Below are 15870 nucleotides of genomic sequence, written 5' to 3'. Positions count from 1 at the left end.
GACGATGAGGGCCGGGAGGCTCAGCCGGCGCTCAGCGTGCCGGCCTCGATCGCGGCCTTGACCCCCTTGGGGTCGGGGCGGACGGCGCCGGCGAAGGAGGCGCGACGCCCCGCGTCGAGCTTCTCCACCTTGACCACGTCGCCGGTGTGCGGGGCGTTGACCATGTAGCCCGGCTTGCTGACCATGCCGACGTGGTCGAGGCCGCTGAAGAAGACCAGGTCGCCCGGCTGGAGGTCCTTCCAGGCGATCTTCTTGGAGAACGCGTTGTACTGGTCGTTGGTGACGCGGGGCAGCTTGATCCCGGCGGCCCCGTAGGCGCGGAGCACCAGGCCGGAGCAGTCGAAGCCGCCGTGGCCGGTGCCGCCCCAGACGTAGGGCGTGCCGCGCTTGGACATGGCCCACTTCACGGCCTTCTGCCAGGCGGGCTTGGGAGGCTTGGGGGGCTTGGGAGCCGGGGCGGGGGCTTGTTCGGTCGCGGGCGCCGGTGAGGGCTCGACGGTGCCGGGCGCACCGGAGGTGCCGTGTGCGCCGGAGGTGCCGGGCGTTGCCGGGCTGGGAGCCGCCGGAGCGGGAGCGGCCGAGCCGGGAGCCGCCAGGCCGGGGATCGTCAGGCTGGGAGCCGCCGCGCCGGGAGCCGCCGGCCCGGGAGGCGGGACGGGGGCCTCGCCCCGGGTGACGGGAAAGGAGGACCCGGTGAGAGAGGCGTCGGCCAGGGGGGAGGAGTCGGCCAGAGCGACGGCCGGAGTCGCGAACACGGCGGCGCCGGCCACGAACAGCGACAGGACACGGGGGTAGGTCATGCCGGACAAAATGGTTCCTTCCATAAGGCCGGCCGGGTGAGCTGTCGGACTCGGGCGTGGAGGCCGCCCTACGGCGCGAGGGATGCGCCGATTCGCCCCAAGGAATCGCATGAGACAGCGGGAACGGCTCCGGGGGTGGAGCGAGTGTTCTCGATGTCCCGTGGATCCCGAAAAAGTGGTTCCCCGGCTCCGCGCAGACCGATATAGGGGATGACCTGCGCGAATTAGGCGTCGATACGAATGCTGAGGACCATAACGAAAGTCAACGAAACGGTCAATACCTCGCAAAGATGGACAAAACGATCAGGCGTGTCGTACGCTCGAATCTGTCCGCAGAATGAGATCGTTGTTCGATCACCGAGACGGGACCGGTAGGGTGCGTTCATGGATTCGCGTAACATTCGCCTGGCCGTCATCCCCGGAGACGGGATCGGGACCGAAGTCGTCACCGAGGGCCTGAAGGTCCTGGAAGCGGTCGGCACGAAGGTGGAGACCACCACCTACGATCTCGGCGCCAAGCGGTATCACGAGACCGGTGAGACCCTGCCCGACTCGGTTCTGGATGAGCTGCGCGGATATGACGCGATCCTGCTCGGCGCGGTCGGCGACCCCAGCGTGCCCCCGGGCGTCCTGGAGCGCGATCTACTGCTCAAGCTCCGCTTCCAGCTCGACCACTACGTGAACCTCCGCCCGGTCAAGCTCTTCCCCGGCGTGGAGACCCCGCTGGGCAAGGCCCGTCCCGAGGACATCGACATGATCGTGGTCCGCGAGGGCACCGAGGGGCTGTACGCGGGGACCGGCGGCGTGATGCGCCGTGGCACGCCCCACGAGATCGCCACCCAGGAGTCGCTGAACACCGCCCACGGCGTCGAACGGGTCGTCCGCTACGCCTTCGAGAAGGCGGCCGGCCGCCCCCGCAAGAAGCTGACGCTGGTCCACAAGACCAACGTGCTCACCTACGCCGGTGACCTCTGGGCCCGCATCTTCGACCGGGTCGGTCTGGAATACCCCGATGTCGAGACCGACTACTGCCACGTGGACGCGGCCTCGATGTTCTTCGTCAGCCAGCCGGAGCGGTTCGATGTGATCGTCACCGACAACCTCTTCGGTGACATCCTCACCGACATCGGCGCCGCCATCGCCGGTGGCATCGGCCTGGCGGCCAGCGGCAACGTCAACCCCGACCGCACCGCGCCGAGCATGTTCGAGCCGGTTCACGGCAGTGCCCCCGACATCGCGGGCAAGGGCAAGGCCGACCCGACCGCGACGATCCTGTCTGTCGCCATGCTTCTGGAGCACCTCGGCCTGGCCCAGGAGGCCGCCAGGGTCGAGCAGGCCGTGGCCGACGACCTGGTCGAACGCCTGACCGGCTGGGCCGGCCGGACCACCCACGAGATCGGTGACGACATCACCGCCCGAGTAGCCGGCTGAGGAAGCCGCCTCCCTCACTTCAGACGCGCCTGGCGGCTCATACGAGCCGCCAGGCGCGTCTTCGTTATCCCGGCACTGCCGGTTTTCGATGTCGATGCAGTAGTTTTCCCGGTACCTGTTCCGTCGCAGAATGGAATCAGGCCGCCCGACACCAAGAGAAGGATCCCGTCATGACCACCGCTCAGCAGCTCAGCTTCGACGTGCAGCTCTCCGACCACGCGCGCACCGCGGCCGAGCGCGAGCAGGTACTGGCGAGCCCCGGCTTCGGGCAGATCTTCACCGATCACATGATCTCGATCGACTACACCGAGGGCGAGGGCTGGCACGACGCGCGGCTCATGCCGTACGGCCCGCTGAGCCTGGATCCCGCGACCGCGGTCTTCCACTACGCCCAGGAGTTCTTCGAGGGCATGAAGGCCTACCGCCAGGAGGGCGGCACGATCGCGACCTTCCGCCCGTACGCCAACGCGGCCCGGTTCAACGGGTCGGCGTGGCGGATGGCCATGCCGGAACTCCCGGAGGAGACCTTCGTCGAGTCGCTGGAACTCCTCGTCCAGACCGACCGCGAATGGGTCCCCACGACACCGGGGCACAGCCTCTACCTGCGCCCCTTCATGATCGCCACCCAGGCGGCGCTCGGGGTGAACTACCCGTCCAGGACCTACAAGTACATGGTGATCGCTTCGCCGGCGGCGGCCTACTTCGGCGCCGGCAAGCCCGTCTCGGTCTGGCTCTCCACGGAGTACACCCGCGCCGCCCCCGGCGGGACCGGCGCCGTCAAGTGCGGCGGCAACTACGCGGCGGCCTTCGTGGCCCAGCGCCAGGCGGTCGAGCAGGGCTGCGACCAGGTGGTCTGGCTCGACGCGGGCGAGCACCGCTACGTCGAGGAGATGGGCGGGATGAACCTGTTCTTCGTCTACGGCGACCGCCTGCTGACCCCGGCACTCACCGGCACGCTCCTGCCCGGCATCACCCGCGACTCGATCCTCACCCTCGCCGCCGACCTCGGCCTGACCCCCGAGGAGGGACGCCTGTCGATCGAGGAGTGGCAGGCGGGCAGCGAGTCCGGCGAGCTCACCGAGGTCTTCGCCTGCGGCACCGCGGCGGTCGTGACCCCGGTCGGCTCGGTCAAGGGCGCCGACCGCGCCTGGACGATCGGCGACGGCACCCAGGGGCCGGTCACCTCCAGGATCCGCGAGGAGCTCGTGGGCATCCAGTATGGTTCCCGCCCCGACGCGCACAGCTGGGTCCACAAGATCTGCTAGAGGCCTCGCACACAACGTCGGCCTGATCTCCCGTGACCGGGAACAGCGCCCGGCTCCGAAACGACCCGGTCAAGGCTCGGAAACGCTCCACCGGTTCCTCGCGCAGGGAAAGCCCGGCCTCCCACCGGCCGGGCTTTCCCCGTGAACGGGGCCTATCCCTCGATCAGCTTGGCGGTGTCGATCGTGAGATTCCATGGCGCGGGTAGCTCAAGCGGCTTGCCGAGCGACTCGGTGACCTCGTCGGCGTAACCTTCCGGTCCCGGCCGGCTGAGCAGTCTGAACCGGCTCGCGAAAGTGTCGATCACCAGATAGAGCGGGACTCTCGCGAGCGCGCAGTTTCGAGGCTTGACCACGTGATCATCGTGGACGCTGCTCGGGGAGACGACCTCGGCGACCAGTAGCGTGGCGTTCGCGTACACGTGACTGGGGTCCCAGAGACGGCGATTCGCGGGAACGACGATGAGATCCGGCTCGTATCGATCCGCCTGCGCCTGCAGGAAGATTCTGGCCTCCGGGTAAACGCGCCATCCCTTCTCCATCGAGAACGGTATGAGCTGGGACATGAGTTGATACACGACATCGGCGTGAGCAATCGTGGCCACTTCTCTCACCACGATCCGGCCGTTGACGATCTCGATGCGATGCTTCTCGAAGCGATCGACGAGTTCCAGGTAAAGCTTTTCGAGCTCCGCCTGATCGTTGATCTGGCGAATGATCGATTTCTCCATGACCAGTCCCATGGGATCATCCTTCCCTCCGCGCGGGTGGGCGCAACGTGTTTGGCACATCACCTAAAGTAATGGAAAAGTTTCGCGCCCACCCGAGATCCGGGGAAGTTCTCGTCAGTGCTTTCGAATCATGGTGAGTCCGTCGGCGATGGGCAGCATGATCGAGTCGACCCGGTCGTCGTTCATGACCATGTCATTGAACTCGCGCATGAGCTGGGTGGTCTCGTCGTCATTGGTGGGATCGGCGACGTGCCCGCTCCACAGGGTGTTGTCGACGAGGATCAGGCCGCCCGGGGCCAGGCGGGGCAGGAGGATCTCGTAGTAGACGGGATAGCTGACCTTGTCGGCGTCGATGAACGCCAGGTCCACGGCGAGCTGGGCGGGAAGCTCCTTCAGCCGCTCGGCCGCCGGGCCGATCTTCAGCTCGATGCGGTCGGCGATCCCGGCCTTGTCCCAGTAGCGCCGGGCGATCGCCGTCCACTCCTCGCTGACGTCGAAGCAGTTCAGCCTGCCGCCGGCGCCGAGGCCCCGGGCGAGGCAGATGGATGAGTAACCGGTGAACGTGCCCACCTCCACCACGTTCCGGGCACGGCTGACCTGGGTGATCATGGTGAGGAAGCGTCCCTGGTCCGGGGAGATCTGCATTCGCGCGCTGTCCCCGGTGAGCTCGCGAGTCTCGACGGCGAGCGCGTCGAGGACGTCGTCGGACCAGGTGCTGTGCGCGAGGAGATACTGCCCGACCGCTGAATCGAGATAAGTCGCCTTCATGTCCGTCATTCTCGCCGCTCGCCGCCGGTTCGGAGCGGAAATCCGGGCTCGAGTCGGTATGCCGTCGATCTCGAATCCTGAGATCGATGTGTCAGATGCTGTCAGCGTGTGGCAGACTCCTGAGCATCATGTTCTACGCTCTGCTCATTATCGGCAGGCGCGCCGGCTGAAAAGGGACACCGCCGGCGCGCAGACCTCTCACGTCCGTGAGGGGTCATTTTTGTTTCTCAAGGCCGAATGAGCGCGCGGCGAATCGTCAAACCCGCGAAGGAGACCGACATGAACGATGATCGTTTCCATGTGTACGACACCACGCTCCGTGACGGCGCCCAGCAGGAGGGCCTGAATCTCACGGTGACCGACAAGCTGGCCATCGCGCGTCACCTGGACGATCTCGGCGTCGGTTTCATCGAGGGTGGCTGGCCCGGCGCCAACCCCAAGGACACAGAGTTCTTCAGGCTGGCTCAGACCGAGCTCGACCTGAAGTACGCGCAGCTTGCCGCGTTCGGCGCGACCCGCCGGGCAGGCACGAAGGCAGCCGACGACCCACTGGTGGCCGCACTGCGCGAATCCGGCGCGCCGGTCGTGACCCTTGTCGCCAAGAGCCACGACCGGCACGTGGAGCTGGCCCTCCGCACGACTCTCCAGGAGAACCTCGCGATGATCCGCGACACGGTTTCTCACCTTCGTGCGGAGGGACAGCGAGTCTTCCTCGACGCCGAGCACTTCTTCGACGGCTACAAATCCAATCCAGCCTACGCGCTGGAGGTCCTGCGCACCGCCGCGGAGGCGGGGGCGTCCGTCATCGCCCTGTGCGACACCAACGGCGGCATGCTTCCCGACGAGCTCGCCGAGGTCGTCCACGCCGCGGCCGGGACGTCCGCCAGGATCGGCATCCACTGCCACGACGACACCGGTTGCGCGGTGGCCAACACCCTGGCCGCCGTGAAGGCGGGCGCCACCCACGTGCAGGGCTGCGCCAACGGCTACGGCGAGCGGTCGGGCAACGCCAACCTGTTCAGCGTCGTGGCCAACCTCCAGCTCAAGCGGGGCTTCGACCTCGTCCCGCGGGAGGCGCTGGCCGACATGACCAGGATCGCCCACGCGATCACCGAGATCACCAACGTCACCCCCAACTCCCACGCCCCCTACGTGGGCGTCTCCGCCTTCGCGCACAAGGCCGGGCTGCACGCCAGCGCCATCAAGGTCGACCCCAACCTCTACCAGCACATCGACCCCGCCGAGGTCGGCAACGACATGCGCATGCTCGTCTCCGACATGGCGGGTCGCGCCTCGGTCGAGCTCAAGGGCCGGGAGCTGGGTTACGAGCTGTCGGCGGAGACCTCGCGCGAGCTGGTGAACCGGGTCAAGGAGATGGAGTCCAGGGGCTACACCTTCGAGGCGGCCGACGCCTCCTTCGAGCTGCTGCTCCGCGACACCGTGGCGGGCGAGCGCAGGCGTCACTTCGAGGTCGAGTCCTGGCGAGTGATCGTCGAGCGGACCCGCGGCGGCGAGCTGGTCAGTGAGGCCACGGTCAAGCTGTACGCCAAGGGCGAGCGGATCGTCGCCACCGGTGAGGGCAACGGCCCGGTCAACGCCATGGACAGGGCCGTGCGGCTGGGCTTGGAGAGGCTCTACCCCGAGCTGGCGGAGGTCGAGCTCATCGACTTCAAGGTGCGGATCCTGGAGGGCACCCACGGCACGGACGCGGTCACGCGCGTGCTGGTCACCTCCAGTGACGCGACCACCGAATGGTCCACCGTCGGCGTGGACGAGAACATCATCGAGGCCTCCTGGCAGGCTCTGGAGCAGGCCGTCACCTACGGCCTCCTGCGCGCGGGCCACGTCGCCGGTTGATCCGGCCCCCGGGGCGTACGGACTCGAGCCGTATGCCCCGGGGATCCCCGTGCCCTCTCGTACGGAAGCCGTACGAGAGGGGGACCCCTGTGCCCTCTGGTACGGACTCAAGCCGCACGCCTGTGGATCCCCGTGCCCTCCTGCCCGTCCGCGACGGCGAGCGGTTTCAGGATGAGCCCGTTCGACGGTGATCGAATCCGCTGCGGGGCCTTGGGCGGGATCCGTTGCGGGCCCTCGGGGGAGGGCCCGCAACGGACCTCAGGAGAGATCCGCGCCGTTGACCCGGAAGCCGACCGAGCCCTGGGACGTCTCCAGGCTGACCTTGCCTCCGGCGCATGAGACCGAGGGCTTGTCCGTGCCGGGCACCACGACCGTCAGCAGCGGACCGTCGGACGCGGGGGAGACGACCGCGGGGGCGGGCTCCTTCTGCAGGTAGGCGGGGGAGACCCAGCCCTGGTAGGGACTCTGCTGTCCCTTGACCACCTTCAGCCCGCTCACCGGCTTGCAGGACGGCATCGAGAGCTGGACCAGCGTCGCCTTCCAGCCCGCCTTGTCCTTGACCACGACCTGGCCGCCGGAGTTCGACACGGTGGAGAACTCGCGGGCGAGGTGCCAGACGTTGCGGACCTGAGAACCCTTGGGGACCGTGTCCAGCACGGCCATCACGTCCTCCCCGTGGTTGACCAGCACCGAGCGGGTCCGAGGCACGCCGTAGGCCTTGTCGGTCAGCCGGTAGCTCTGCCGATCCTGCCCGATCGAGGATCTGCTCAGGGTGGTGGCCGTCTTGCCGCGGAATTTGGCTCCGACCACGGCGGGGGTGTTGTGCGCCTCGGGGGACATGGTCCAGTTGCGGTAGGCGCTGTTCTCATAGGAGTGGAAGCCCACGTCGACCAGGACGTCGCGGCCCTGGGCGTAGTAGGTGACGCCGAGGTGGTCCTCGTGACCGTGATACTTCAGGCCGGGGCCGAAGCGGATGGAGTAGAACGCCGACTCGGGCTTGTCCCAGGCGGTGCGCCCGTAGACGTAGCCGTTGCCGAACACCCGCACGGTCTTCGTGGGGTGGTCGCCGGACGTCTTCACGGCCTGGTCGTAACCGACCGGCCGCACGTCCGCGGTGCCGTCTCCGATCGGGACCATGAACCCGTTGGGCTGGGTGGAGTAGGCGATGAAGCCCTCCAGCGACTCCCACCGTTTGGCGATCTCCCCGGGCACCTTCCGCCCGCACGCCGTGATGTTGTCCATCGCGACCTTGAGGCGTTCGTGGACGTAGATCGCGTAGCGCGGGGCCTGCTCACGCAGCACGCCCTGGGAGTCGACGTCGAGCTTCACGGTCTCGGTCAGTCGCTTGATCGCGAGGTTGGACCACTCGTCGCGCTTGTAGCGGCAGCCGATGCCGAGCAGGGCGATGTCCTGGTCGATGCCGTGGTTGTGGCCTTTTTCGTACAGGTTCGGGTTGGAGAGCATCTTCGCGTGCTCGGCCAGGCTGCTGGTCAGCCAGGACGCGCTGACGTGCTTGCTGAGGCAGAGCAGCGCGGGGGCGCGCAGCGCGATCGGGTGCTCCTGCCAGGCGTAGGAACTGGCCTTGGCGCTGCCGAGGGGGTTGTCCTCCACCCAGTCCTTGGCGACCTCGGTGGCCCGGTCCAGGTACGCCTTGTCCCCGTTGTTCTCGTAATCGGCGACCAGGCGGCCCATCCAGCGCAGCGAGTGGAAGACCATGCTCCACGAGCGGTTGCGGTAGGGGTCGGTGCGCCAGTTGACGTCCTTGGCCACCTTCACCGGGTCCAGATCGAGGAACTCGACCTCACCCGCCATGATCTCCGGTCCCGTCGGCGTGGCCGGCAGCCAGTCGCCCTGACACTCGGAGGTGCGTTTGACCTGGTCCGAGCCCTCCGCCGTACCGACCGTCGCGCCGCAGGTCGCGAAGAGAACGAGTGAGAGAAAGAGTGCTTGTGTGCGGCGGCGCACGCCAGTTCCTTTCGGGCCGAACGAAGAGGGCGGATCATGGTGTCCAAATCCCAGCAAATCGGTCAAGCAGGGCGGACCTCTTCCGGCACATCGTTAGCAACTAGATGCGGGCCGCGCGTTTGACGCCTCTCGGCTCAGCGCGCCGACTCCCGAAGATATTGCGATCGGCATCGAATCCCGAGGACCGCGACCGGCATCGAATCCCGGAGACCGCGACCGGCATCGAACCCCGGAGACCGCGATCGGCGCCGGGGCCTCGAACGGCGGGATCTCGTCGAACGGCGCCACCGCGGCAGTCGTGAACCCCATGGCGGGATCCCATCGACGGCTGACCTTCCGGCCACTCGCGGGCCGTTCTCCGACTGGGGCAAGCTGGACGCATGAGATTCGCCGACATCGTGATTCCCGACACCTCCGCCACTCGCGGCGCGCTGGAGGTCGCCACCGCCTACTGCTCACCCGCCCTGCTGAACCACTCCGTGCGGGCCTACCTCTGGGCGGCGGCCTACGGGGCGATGAACGACATTTCCTTCGACGCCGAGCTGCTGTACGTCTCGTCGATGTTGCACGACATCGGCCTGGTCAAGGAGTTCGACAGCCACACCGTGCCGTTCGAGGAGGCGGGCGGCCATGTCGCGTGGGTCCTCGGCGCCGGCGCGGGGTGGCCGGTCGAGCGGCGGGTGCGCGCGTCGGAGGTGATCGTGCGGCACATGTGGGACAAGGTGGATGTGACCCAGGATCCCGAGGGGCACCTGCTGGAGCTGTCCACGGGGCTGGACGTCTCCGGACGGAGGTCGGAGGACTTTCCGGCCGGGCTACGGGCCGAGGTGCTGGAGCGCTACCCCCGGCTGGGGCTCGGCGAGGAGTTCATCGCGTGCTTCAGGGACCAGGCCGAGCGGAAGCCGGACAGCCTCGCGGGTGTGTTCGTCCGCGCGGGCGTCGCCGAACGCATCAGGGCGAACCCGCTGGACCACTGAGACAGGCCGGAGCACGCATGCGCTCGAACTCCCGGCCGCGACCTGGAAGCGGTCCCGGCCGGGATGCGTCCCCGGGGCTTGAGAAGGCGCGTCCGTTCAGGAGCCGGACTTGGGGCCGGCGCTCTGGACCACCTCGAACGACCAGAGCTGGGCTCCGGAGGCGGCCGGTCCCTGTCCATGGCCGTGTCCGTGCCCGTGTCCCTGTGCCTCACCCTGCCCTTGGCCGCCGGCCTGTCCGGCGGCCTGGGCGTGGCCCTTCTGGAATGACTGGCTCTCGGTCCAGCGCTTGAAGTCCTCATCGGAGCGCCAGCGGGTGTAGACCAGATACTGGTCGGTGCCCTCCACGGGACGCAGCAGCTCGAACCACTCGAACCCGTCGGCGGACTCCACGACCCCGGCCCGCCCGGAGAACCGGCGCTCCAGCTCCTCGCGCATCTCCTCGGACACGGTCAGCACGTTTATCTTCACAACCGAAGGCACAGCTTCTCCTCGAAGTCTCGAAGCGTTGGTTTCCCCGATCACTCTAGGGTGACGCTCCGTCAGGCGACGTTCCTCCGGGGGTGTGGCGACTCCAGGCTCACCTGGGCGACCGTCGGCACCCGGTCGGTCTCCAGTGCCTGGCGCATGTGCGGGAGGGCGGTCCCGCCCAGCTGCTCGCGGATGGCGTTCATCGGGACGGTCTCGGCGACCGCCATGCGCAGCCGTACGGCGGGGTGCGCGTTGGTGCCGACCAGTGAGGCGGTGGCACCGAGAACCCCGGGCTGTGAGCTGACCTCGGTGGCCATCGCGTCGGCCACGTGCCCCGTGTCGACCTCGGTCACGCCGGTGGGGCCCCTCTGCAGGCGGATGCCGCCCAGTCGCTGGCTCCGTCCCTGGACCAGCAGCCAGCGCAGGCCCAGCAGCGCGAGCACGACCGCCGCCCCGGCGACCATCCACCACAGCAGCGGGTAGTCATGGACGAAGGCGGAGCGCACCGAATCGGTGACGAGCGGCGCCCTGGCGGGCGCGAAGCTCTGCGGGAACAGGCGTGCGCCGCGGGCGATCACGAGGCCGCCCAGGATGATCAGCAGCAGCCCGATGATCAGCAGACCCAGCCGGTTGCCCCTCGCGGTCTTCCTGTCCATGCGGCTCACGAACGTTCACCCTTTTCTCGCAGTTTCACCCGTACGGAATGGTCGCGCACGGGACTGAGCGTGGCGATGCGCGCGGTAACGGCCTGCCGTACGGCGTCCGCCACCCCGGTCGTGTCCCGCAGGAAGCTGTCCGCCTTCACGTGCGCGGTCCTGCCGAGCACCCTCACCCGGGCATGGTCGACGCCCTGGACCTGCTCGGCCGCGTGGGTCAGAGCGTGGGCGAAGCCCTTGGGCCGCATGCCGATGATCAGGTCCTTGTCGCCGGTCCTGACCGGGATGAGCCTGGGCCGTCCGGGTATGAGCGCGAGCAACACCAGCAGCAGGCCCAGGAGAGCGGGCACGAGGGCGCCCATGAGCACCGACGGGTCGTCCCACGACGTGGACGACGCCCAGCCCAGCACTCGGTCATAGGGCACCAGGCGCAGCGGGTTGCCGAGCAGCGCACTGATCACCTCTGCGGCCACCAGGCCGCCGATCACGAGCATCAGGAGGGCCGTGATCACAGAGGGGATCACCCGGCGCGGACGGAAGGCTTTGACCGCCGCCCGGTCCGCGGAGGCATTCCGCGGCACTCCGGCCGGCACGGGCGGTACGGGCTGTTCCGTGAGCTCCGCACCGGGTGCGGTCGGCATTTCCTGCGTGTTTATCTCATCGGTGTTCCTCATCCCCGGGACCATGTCCGGCGGGCCGGAGGCGGGAACGTCCGGTGAGCCGGATGAGGGAACCGTCATCGGCCTTCTCCCTCGGGACGTTCGGCCTGCGGAGTCCTGGAGCAGGTCATCGAGTAGTCGTCAGGAGCCGCCGGGGAACGGGTCACCGTGTACTCGGTGTTTCCGGCGTACCCGGCGAGAGGCGTCACCCGGGAAGGGACCACGTTCGTCACGTCGATGTCGATGTGGCCGACGGCCAGGCCGGTCAGCGTGTGGATCCGTTCGCTGACGTGCTGCCGGACCTCATCGGCCACGTGCAGGAGCGGGGCGGGATACTCCACCGTCACGTCCAGCCGCAGCGCCGTGAGCTCTCCGTCGACGGTGGCGCGGGCGCCCCCTCGGAAGGTCAGCGGCCCCCGCTCGCCGACCTTGCGCACCCGCGCCACCTCCCCCGCGGCCCGAGCCGCGATGCGCGACACGACTCGCTCCGCGATCTCGGTCCTGCCTCGTTGCCCGGCCGGTACGGCTCGCCGTACGGGCTGAGCTGACCACGCCTCGTCCGCGGGGGTGTCGTCTCCCGGCGGACGGGTCGGAAGGTCGCCGGCGTCCGCGGGCGTCTCCGTGGCGCGGTGCTCGACCGGGGTGGTCATTGCCGCCCTCCCGACCACCGGAACATGCTGATCTCGCCGCTCTCGGCGATGCGGCCGAGGAGGAATCCGACGGCGCCCAGGACGAGCACCAGAAGAAAGGCGCCGAGACCACCGAAGGCGGCAGCGAAGCCCAGGGCGATGCCGAGGATGAGGCCCATCACGGACCACATTGGGAAAGTGTTCATTGCATACCTCCGATATGGACGTTCACCGGGCGGCCGCCCACCAGCGGGGCGATCGCCGCACGCACCTCGTCGGCGATCTCCGGGAGCGGGCGCCCCTGCCTGACGACGATGGAGACCTCCACCACGTCGTCACGCAGTGCGACACCGGAGACCTTTCTGCCGGGCAGGTAGGTCGCCACGGTCTCGAACGGCCCGCTCGACAGCTCGGCGACGTCCGGGCATCGTCGAACGGCGCCGGCCACCTCGTCCGCCAGGTCGGTGGCACCGGCCACCTCGTCGGCAGGGCCGGCGGTACCGGCCACCTCGTCGGCCAGGTCGGTCGTGTCGTGCGTCGGTTCGTTCACTGGACGCGCGGCCCCGACTCGGGCTGCTCCCCGGTCCCGTCGCCGTCCTGACCGGGCATGTGGACGTCGGCGACCTTGATGTTGACCTCGGTGACCTCGAGCCCGCACATGCGCTCGACAGCCGTGATCACGTTACGGCGTACGGCGGTGGCGACGTCCGGGATGGCCACGCCGTAGTCGACGACCAGCTGGAGGTCGGCGGCGGCCTGCCGCTCGCCCACCTCGACGGACACCCCTTGCATGACGTTCTGCTGGCCGCCCACCATGCCGCGGACCGTGCCGAACGCGCGTGCGGTGCTGGCGCCCATGTCGTAGACCCCTGGGATCTCCCTGGCCGCCATGCCCGCGACCTTGGCCACGACCCCGCTCTCGATGCTGGTGGTTCCCATGGGGGTGACCAGGCCCCCCTGCATTCCGGGGCTTCCGGTTCTGGTGCGTGCCACCGCGCCCTCGTCGCCCTTGGTCTTGCTTACCGTGCTCGCTTCGGTCACGTCGTTTCCTTCCCCCGTGGAAAACCGTCTGGCCTCCCGATACCGCTACAGGGCGTAATACCCTCCACATCCGCCACAATCAGCGCATACGCTTTATTAATCGGATAATGGGGATTTATTGGCTGATTGTGGATATATTGGGACGATTTGGTTAGTTGAGATTTTTGGTCCTCCACGTTTTGGGAGCGCTTGGACCGAGCGCTGCCCCGGGCAGACGCTCCCGCGAGGCGGCGTGACGGCTCCGGGTGACGGTCCGGCAGGACTCCGACCGCGACTAGCCTTGTCGTGTGCGTATAGCCAGGTTCTCCACAGGTGACGGTGTCGGATTCGGCGTGGTCGAGGGCGGTCCCGGCGAGGAGTTCATCGCCGGGATCTCGGGGCACCCGTTCGGGTCGATCCAGCTCACCGGTGAGCGTTACTCGCTCTCCCAGGTCAGGCTGGTCGCGCCCATGCTGCCCAGCAAGGTGCTCGCGATCGGCAGAAACTACGCCGATCACGCCCGCGAGATGGGCGGCGAGGTGCCCGACGAGCCCCTGGTCTTCCTCAAGCCGTCGACCTCGGTGATCGGTTCGGGAGAGGCCATCTCCTATCCGACGGCGCTGTCCCAGCGGGTCGACTACGAGGGGGAGCTGGCCGTGGTCATCGGCAGGCTCTGCCGCGAGGTGCCCAGGGAGCGGGCCCACGAGGTCATCTTCGGCTACACCTGCGCCAACGACGTCACGGCCAGGGACCTGCAGAAGAAGGACGTCCAGTTCACCCGGGCCAAGGGCTTCGACACGTTCTGCCCGCTCGGCCCGTGGATCCAGACCGAGCTCGACCCGAGCGACCTGGCCATCACCACGTCGGTGAACGGCGAGGTCAAGCAGAGCTCGCGCACCTCCAAGCTCATGTATGACATTCCAGCGCTGATCGCTCACGTGAGCGCGGTCATGACCCTGATCCCCGGTGACGTCATCCTCACCGGGACGCCCGAGGGGGTCGGCCCGCTCGCCATCGGCGACGAGGTCAGCGTTTTCATCGAAGGAATCGGCACTCTCAGCAACCGGGTGGTCTCGCGTGATTAGGGTTCGTTTCGCTCCTTCGCCCACCGGCATGTTCCATGTCGGCAGCGCCCGTGCGGCGCTGTTCAACTGGGCACTGGCCGAAGGGGCCGGCGGCCGGTTCATCCTGCGCATCGAGGACACCGACGCCACCCGCAACCGTCCCGAGTGGACCGAGGGCATCATCTCGGCCCTCTCCTGGATCGGGATCAACGGCGACAACCCGGTCTTCGAGGGCCCCTACTTCCAGTCGGCCTACGAGCCGCAGCACCGCGAGGCCGTCGCCAAGCTGCTTGCGGACGGCAAGGCCTACCACTGTGACTGCACCCGCGAGCAGGTCCAGGCGCGGACCGGCTCCGAGCACAAGGGCTACGACGGCTTCTGCCGCGACAGGGGCCTGACCGAGGGCGCGGCCCGTTTCCGTACCCCCGACGAGGGGGTCATCGTGGTCGACGACCTCATCAAGGGCAGGGTGGAGTTCCCCAACGACGCGCAGGAGGACTTCGTCATCGCGCGCAGCGACGGATCCCCCCTCTACGTCTTGGCCAACGCCGTTGACGACATCACGCAGCGGGTGACCCACGTGGTCCGCGGCGAGGAGCACCTGCCCAACGCCGCCCGCCAGGAGTTGCTGTGGCCCGCGCTGGGCGCGCGGCCCCCCGTCTGGGCGCACACCCCGGTGATCGTCAACGAGCAGCGCAAGAAGCTGTCCAAACGCCGCGACAAGGTCGCCCTGGAGTCCTACCGCGAGGAGGGCTACCTGGCCGAGGCGATGGTCAACTACCTGATGCTGCTCGGCTGGGGCCCCGGCGGCGACCGGGAGATCATGCCGTGGTCGGAGATGGTCCCGCTGTTCCGCCTGGAGGACGTCATCTCCTCGAATGCCTTCTTCGACGAGAAGAAGCTCCGGGCGTTCAACGGTGAATACATCCGGGCGCTGCCCCTTTCGAGCTTCATCGCCCACTGCGAGCCGTGGCTGGAGCCCGGCTGGGACCGCGAGACCTTCGCCAAGGTCGCCGAGCTCGCCCAGACCCGCATCGCGGTCCTCTCCGAGATCACCGCGAACGTCGACTTCCTCTTCCTGGACGAACCCGTCTTCGATCAGGCGTCATGGGACAAGGCCATGAAGAACTCCGCCGTGGAGATCCTCACCGGCTACCTCGCCCGCCTGGAGACGGTCGACATGAGCCCCGAGTCGCTCAAGACCGCGCTGGAGGAGGTCGGCATCGAGTACGGCCTCAAACTCGGCAAGGCGCAGGCCCCCGTCCGCGTGGCCATCACCGGCCGGACCGTCGGCCTGCCGCTGTTCGAGTCGATCGAGGTGCTCGGCCGGGAGCGCTCGAAGGACCGGCTCCGCGCCGCCCTCGCCAAGCTCGAAGGCTGAGCGAGAGCGGCCGGGCAGTGCCCGGCGGGGCGGGGGTGGAGCCACGTGACCGGCGAGGTCCCGTGGCGAGCGGCCGGCGGACGGGAACCTGGCCGGAGAACCGGAGAAAAGGATGCCCGGTGATCCGCGGCGCCGTCCACCGCGTGGAGCCGGGGGAGGTGAAGCGGGGTCACGAGCGGCGTGGGCCCGCCGGGCCGAGCCC

The 15870-nt window shown here is 68.3% G+C and carries 17 protein-coding genes and 1 riboswitch; of the genes, 6 read left to right on the top strand and 11 right to left on the bottom strand.

What is annotated here, in order from left to right:
• Positions 1–20: 20 nt before the first annotated feature.
• Complete coding sequence (locus DKM19_RS39000; RefSeq protein WP_110702826.1) at positions 21–800, bottom strand: C40 family peptidase; 780 nt, start codon at positions 798–800, stop codon at positions 21–23.
• Between the two features lie 11 nt (positions 801–811).
• Positions 812–1026, bottom strand: a riboswitch (cyclic di-AMP (ydaO/yuaA leader).
• A 158-nt stretch (positions 1027–1184) separates the two neighbouring features.
• Between DKM19_RS39000 and DKM19_RS38995 the strand changes: the two genes are divergently transcribed.
• Entirely contained in the window at positions 1185–2231 is a 1047-nt protein-coding gene (locus DKM19_RS38995; protein ID WP_110702824.1) for a 3-isopropylmalate dehydrogenase, read from the top strand.
• Between the two features lie 170 nt (positions 2232–2401).
• Positions 2402–3496, top strand: a complete 1095-nt coding sequence (locus tag DKM19_RS38990) for a branched-chain amino acid aminotransferase (protein ID WP_110702822.1) — start codon at positions 2402–2404, stop codon at positions 3494–3496.
• A 152-nt stretch (positions 3497–3648) separates the two neighbouring features.
• Here the strand turns inward: DKM19_RS38990 and DKM19_RS38985 are convergent, their stop codons facing one another.
• Entirely contained in the window at positions 3649–4236 is a 588-nt protein-coding gene (locus tag DKM19_RS38985; RefSeq protein WP_162642091.1) for a Uma2 family endonuclease, read from the bottom strand.
• A 102-nt stretch (positions 4237–4338) separates the two neighbouring features.
• Entirely contained in the window at positions 4339–4992 is a 654-nt protein-coding gene (locus DKM19_RS38980; RefSeq protein WP_110702818.1) for an O-methyltransferase, read from the bottom strand.
• Positions 4993–5271: 279 nt separating this feature from the next.
• Between DKM19_RS38980 and cimA the strand changes: the two genes are divergently transcribed.
• On the top strand, positions 5272–6849 hold the full coding sequence (cimA, locus tag DKM19_RS38975) for a citramalate synthase (RefSeq protein ID WP_110706299.1): 1578 nt from the start codon (positions 5272–5274) through the stop codon (positions 6847–6849).
• A gap of 258 nt (positions 6850–7107) precedes the next feature.
• Here the strand turns inward: cimA and DKM19_RS38970 are convergent, their stop codons facing one another.
• Positions 7108–8814 carry a heparinase II/III family protein gene (locus DKM19_RS38970; RefSeq protein WP_110702816.1) on the bottom strand — a complete coding sequence of 569 codons (1707 nt, stop codon included), beginning with the start codon at positions 8812–8814 and terminating at the stop codon, positions 7108–7110.
• 380 nt (positions 8815–9194) lie between these two features.
• Here DKM19_RS38970 and DKM19_RS38960 point away from each other — a divergent pair, with 380 nt between their 5' ends.
• Entirely contained in the window at positions 9195–9791 is a 597-nt protein-coding gene (locus tag DKM19_RS38960) for an HD domain-containing protein (RefSeq protein ID WP_110702811.1), read from the top strand.
• 96 nt (positions 9792–9887) lie between these two features.
• Here the strand turns inward: DKM19_RS38960 and DKM19_RS38955 are convergent, their stop codons facing one another.
• From DKM19_RS38955 to DKM19_RS38930, 7 genes are read right to left on the bottom strand one after another with little or no spacing between them, the layout of a single operon-like run.
• Positions 9888–10271, bottom strand: a complete 384-nt coding sequence (locus tag DKM19_RS38955) for an antibiotic biosynthesis monooxygenase (protein ID WP_204358429.1) — start codon at positions 10269–10271, stop codon at positions 9888–9890.
• Positions 10272–10330: 59 nt separating this feature from the next.
• On the bottom strand, positions 10331–10924 hold the full coding sequence (locus tag DKM19_RS38950) for a hypothetical protein (protein WP_162642090.1): 594 nt from the start codon (positions 10922–10924) through the stop codon (positions 10331–10333).
• Positions 10921–11655, bottom strand: coding sequence for a DUF6286 domain-containing protein (locus tag DKM19_RS38945; protein ID WP_110702808.1), 735 nt, complete (start codon positions 11653–11655; stop codon positions 10921–10923). The genes DKM19_RS38950 and DKM19_RS38945 overlap by 4 nt, the downstream gene beginning before the upstream one ends.
• Positions 11652–12224, bottom strand: a complete 573-nt coding sequence (locus tag DKM19_RS38940) for an Asp23/Gls24 family envelope stress response protein (RefSeq protein WP_110702806.1) — start codon at positions 12222–12224, stop codon at positions 11652–11654. Before DKM19_RS38940 ends, DKM19_RS38945 begins: the two co-directional genes overlap by 4 nt.
• On the bottom strand, positions 12221–12409 hold the full coding sequence (locus DKM19_RS50175) for a hypothetical protein (protein ID WP_143653255.1): 189 nt from the start codon (positions 12407–12409) through the stop codon (positions 12221–12223). Before DKM19_RS50175 ends, DKM19_RS38940 begins: the two co-directional genes overlap by 4 nt.
• Positions 12406–12753, bottom strand: coding sequence for a hypothetical protein (locus tag DKM19_RS38935; RefSeq protein WP_369986964.1), 348 nt, complete (start codon positions 12751–12753; stop codon positions 12406–12408). Before DKM19_RS38935 ends, DKM19_RS50175 begins: the two co-directional genes overlap by 4 nt.
• Complete coding sequence (locus tag DKM19_RS38930) at positions 12750–13244, bottom strand: Asp23/Gls24 family envelope stress response protein (protein WP_239513823.1); 495 nt, start codon at positions 13242–13244, stop codon at positions 12750–12752. Before DKM19_RS38930 ends, DKM19_RS38935 begins: the two co-directional genes overlap by 4 nt.
• Positions 13245–13531: 287 nt before the next feature.
• On the opposite strand from DKM19_RS38930, the gene DKM19_RS38925 reads away from it, so the two are divergent.
• Positions 13532–14308, top strand: a complete 777-nt coding sequence (locus tag DKM19_RS38925; RefSeq protein WP_110702804.1) for a fumarylacetoacetate hydrolase family protein — start codon at positions 13532–13534, stop codon at positions 14306–14308.
• Positions 14309–14336: 28 nt separating this feature from the next.
• The gene (gene gltX / locus DKM19_RS38920; RefSeq protein ID WP_239514517.1) at positions 14337–15668 is read left to right on the top strand and encodes a glutamate--tRNA ligase; all 1332 of its coding nucleotides are present in this window, start codon (positions 14337–14339) and stop codon (positions 15666–15668) included.
• Positions 15669–15870 lie beyond the last annotated feature (202 nt).

The sequence above is a fragment of the Streptosporangium sp. 'caverna' genome, assembly GCF_003203775.1.
Lineage (GTDB): Bacteria > Actinomycetota > Actinomycetes > Streptosporangiales > Streptosporangiaceae > Streptosporangium > Streptosporangium subroseum.
This window is presented reverse-complemented; position numbering and strand designations above follow the sequence as displayed.

Coding starts and splice junctions, on each gene's coding strand:
- DKM19_RS39000 (WP_110702826.1), bottom strand. CDS start 800: ATGACCTACCCCCGTGTCCTGTCGCTGTTCGTGGCCGGCGCCGCCGTG.
- DKM19_RS38995 (WP_110702824.1), top strand. CDS start 1,185: ATGGATTCGCGTAACATTCGCCTGGCCGTCATCCCCGGAGACGGGATC.
- DKM19_RS38990 (WP_110702822.1), top strand. CDS start 2,402: ATGACCACCGCTCAGCAGCTCAGCTTCGACGTGCAGCTCTCCGACCAC.
- DKM19_RS38985 (WP_162642091.1), bottom strand. CDS start 4,236: ATGGGACTGGTCATGGAGAAATCGATCATTCGCCAGATCAACGATCAG.
- DKM19_RS38980 (WP_110702818.1), bottom strand. CDS start 4,992: ATGAAGGCGACTTATCTCGATTCAGCGGTCGGGCAGTATCTCCTCGCG.
- cimA (WP_110706299.1), top strand. CDS start 5,272: ATGAACGATGATCGTTTCCATGTGTACGACACCACGCTCCGTGACGGC.
- DKM19_RS38960 (WP_110702811.1), top strand. CDS start 9,195: ATGAGATTCGCCGACATCGTGATTCCCGACACCTCCGCCACTCGCGGC.
- DKM19_RS38945 (WP_110702808.1), bottom strand. CDS start 11,655: ATGACGGTTCCCTCATCCGGCTCACCGGACGTTCCCGCCTCCGGCCCG.
- DKM19_RS38940 (WP_110702806.1), bottom strand. CDS start 12,224: ATGACCACCCCGGTCGAGCACCGCGCCACGGAGACGCCCGCGGACGCC.
- DKM19_RS50175 (WP_143653255.1), bottom strand. CDS start 12,409: ATGAACACTTTCCCAATGTGGTCCGTGATGGGCCTCATCCTCGGCATC.
- gltX (WP_239514517.1), top strand. CDS start 14,337: ATGTTCCATGTCGGCAGCGCCCGTGCGGCGCTGTTCAACTGGGCACTG.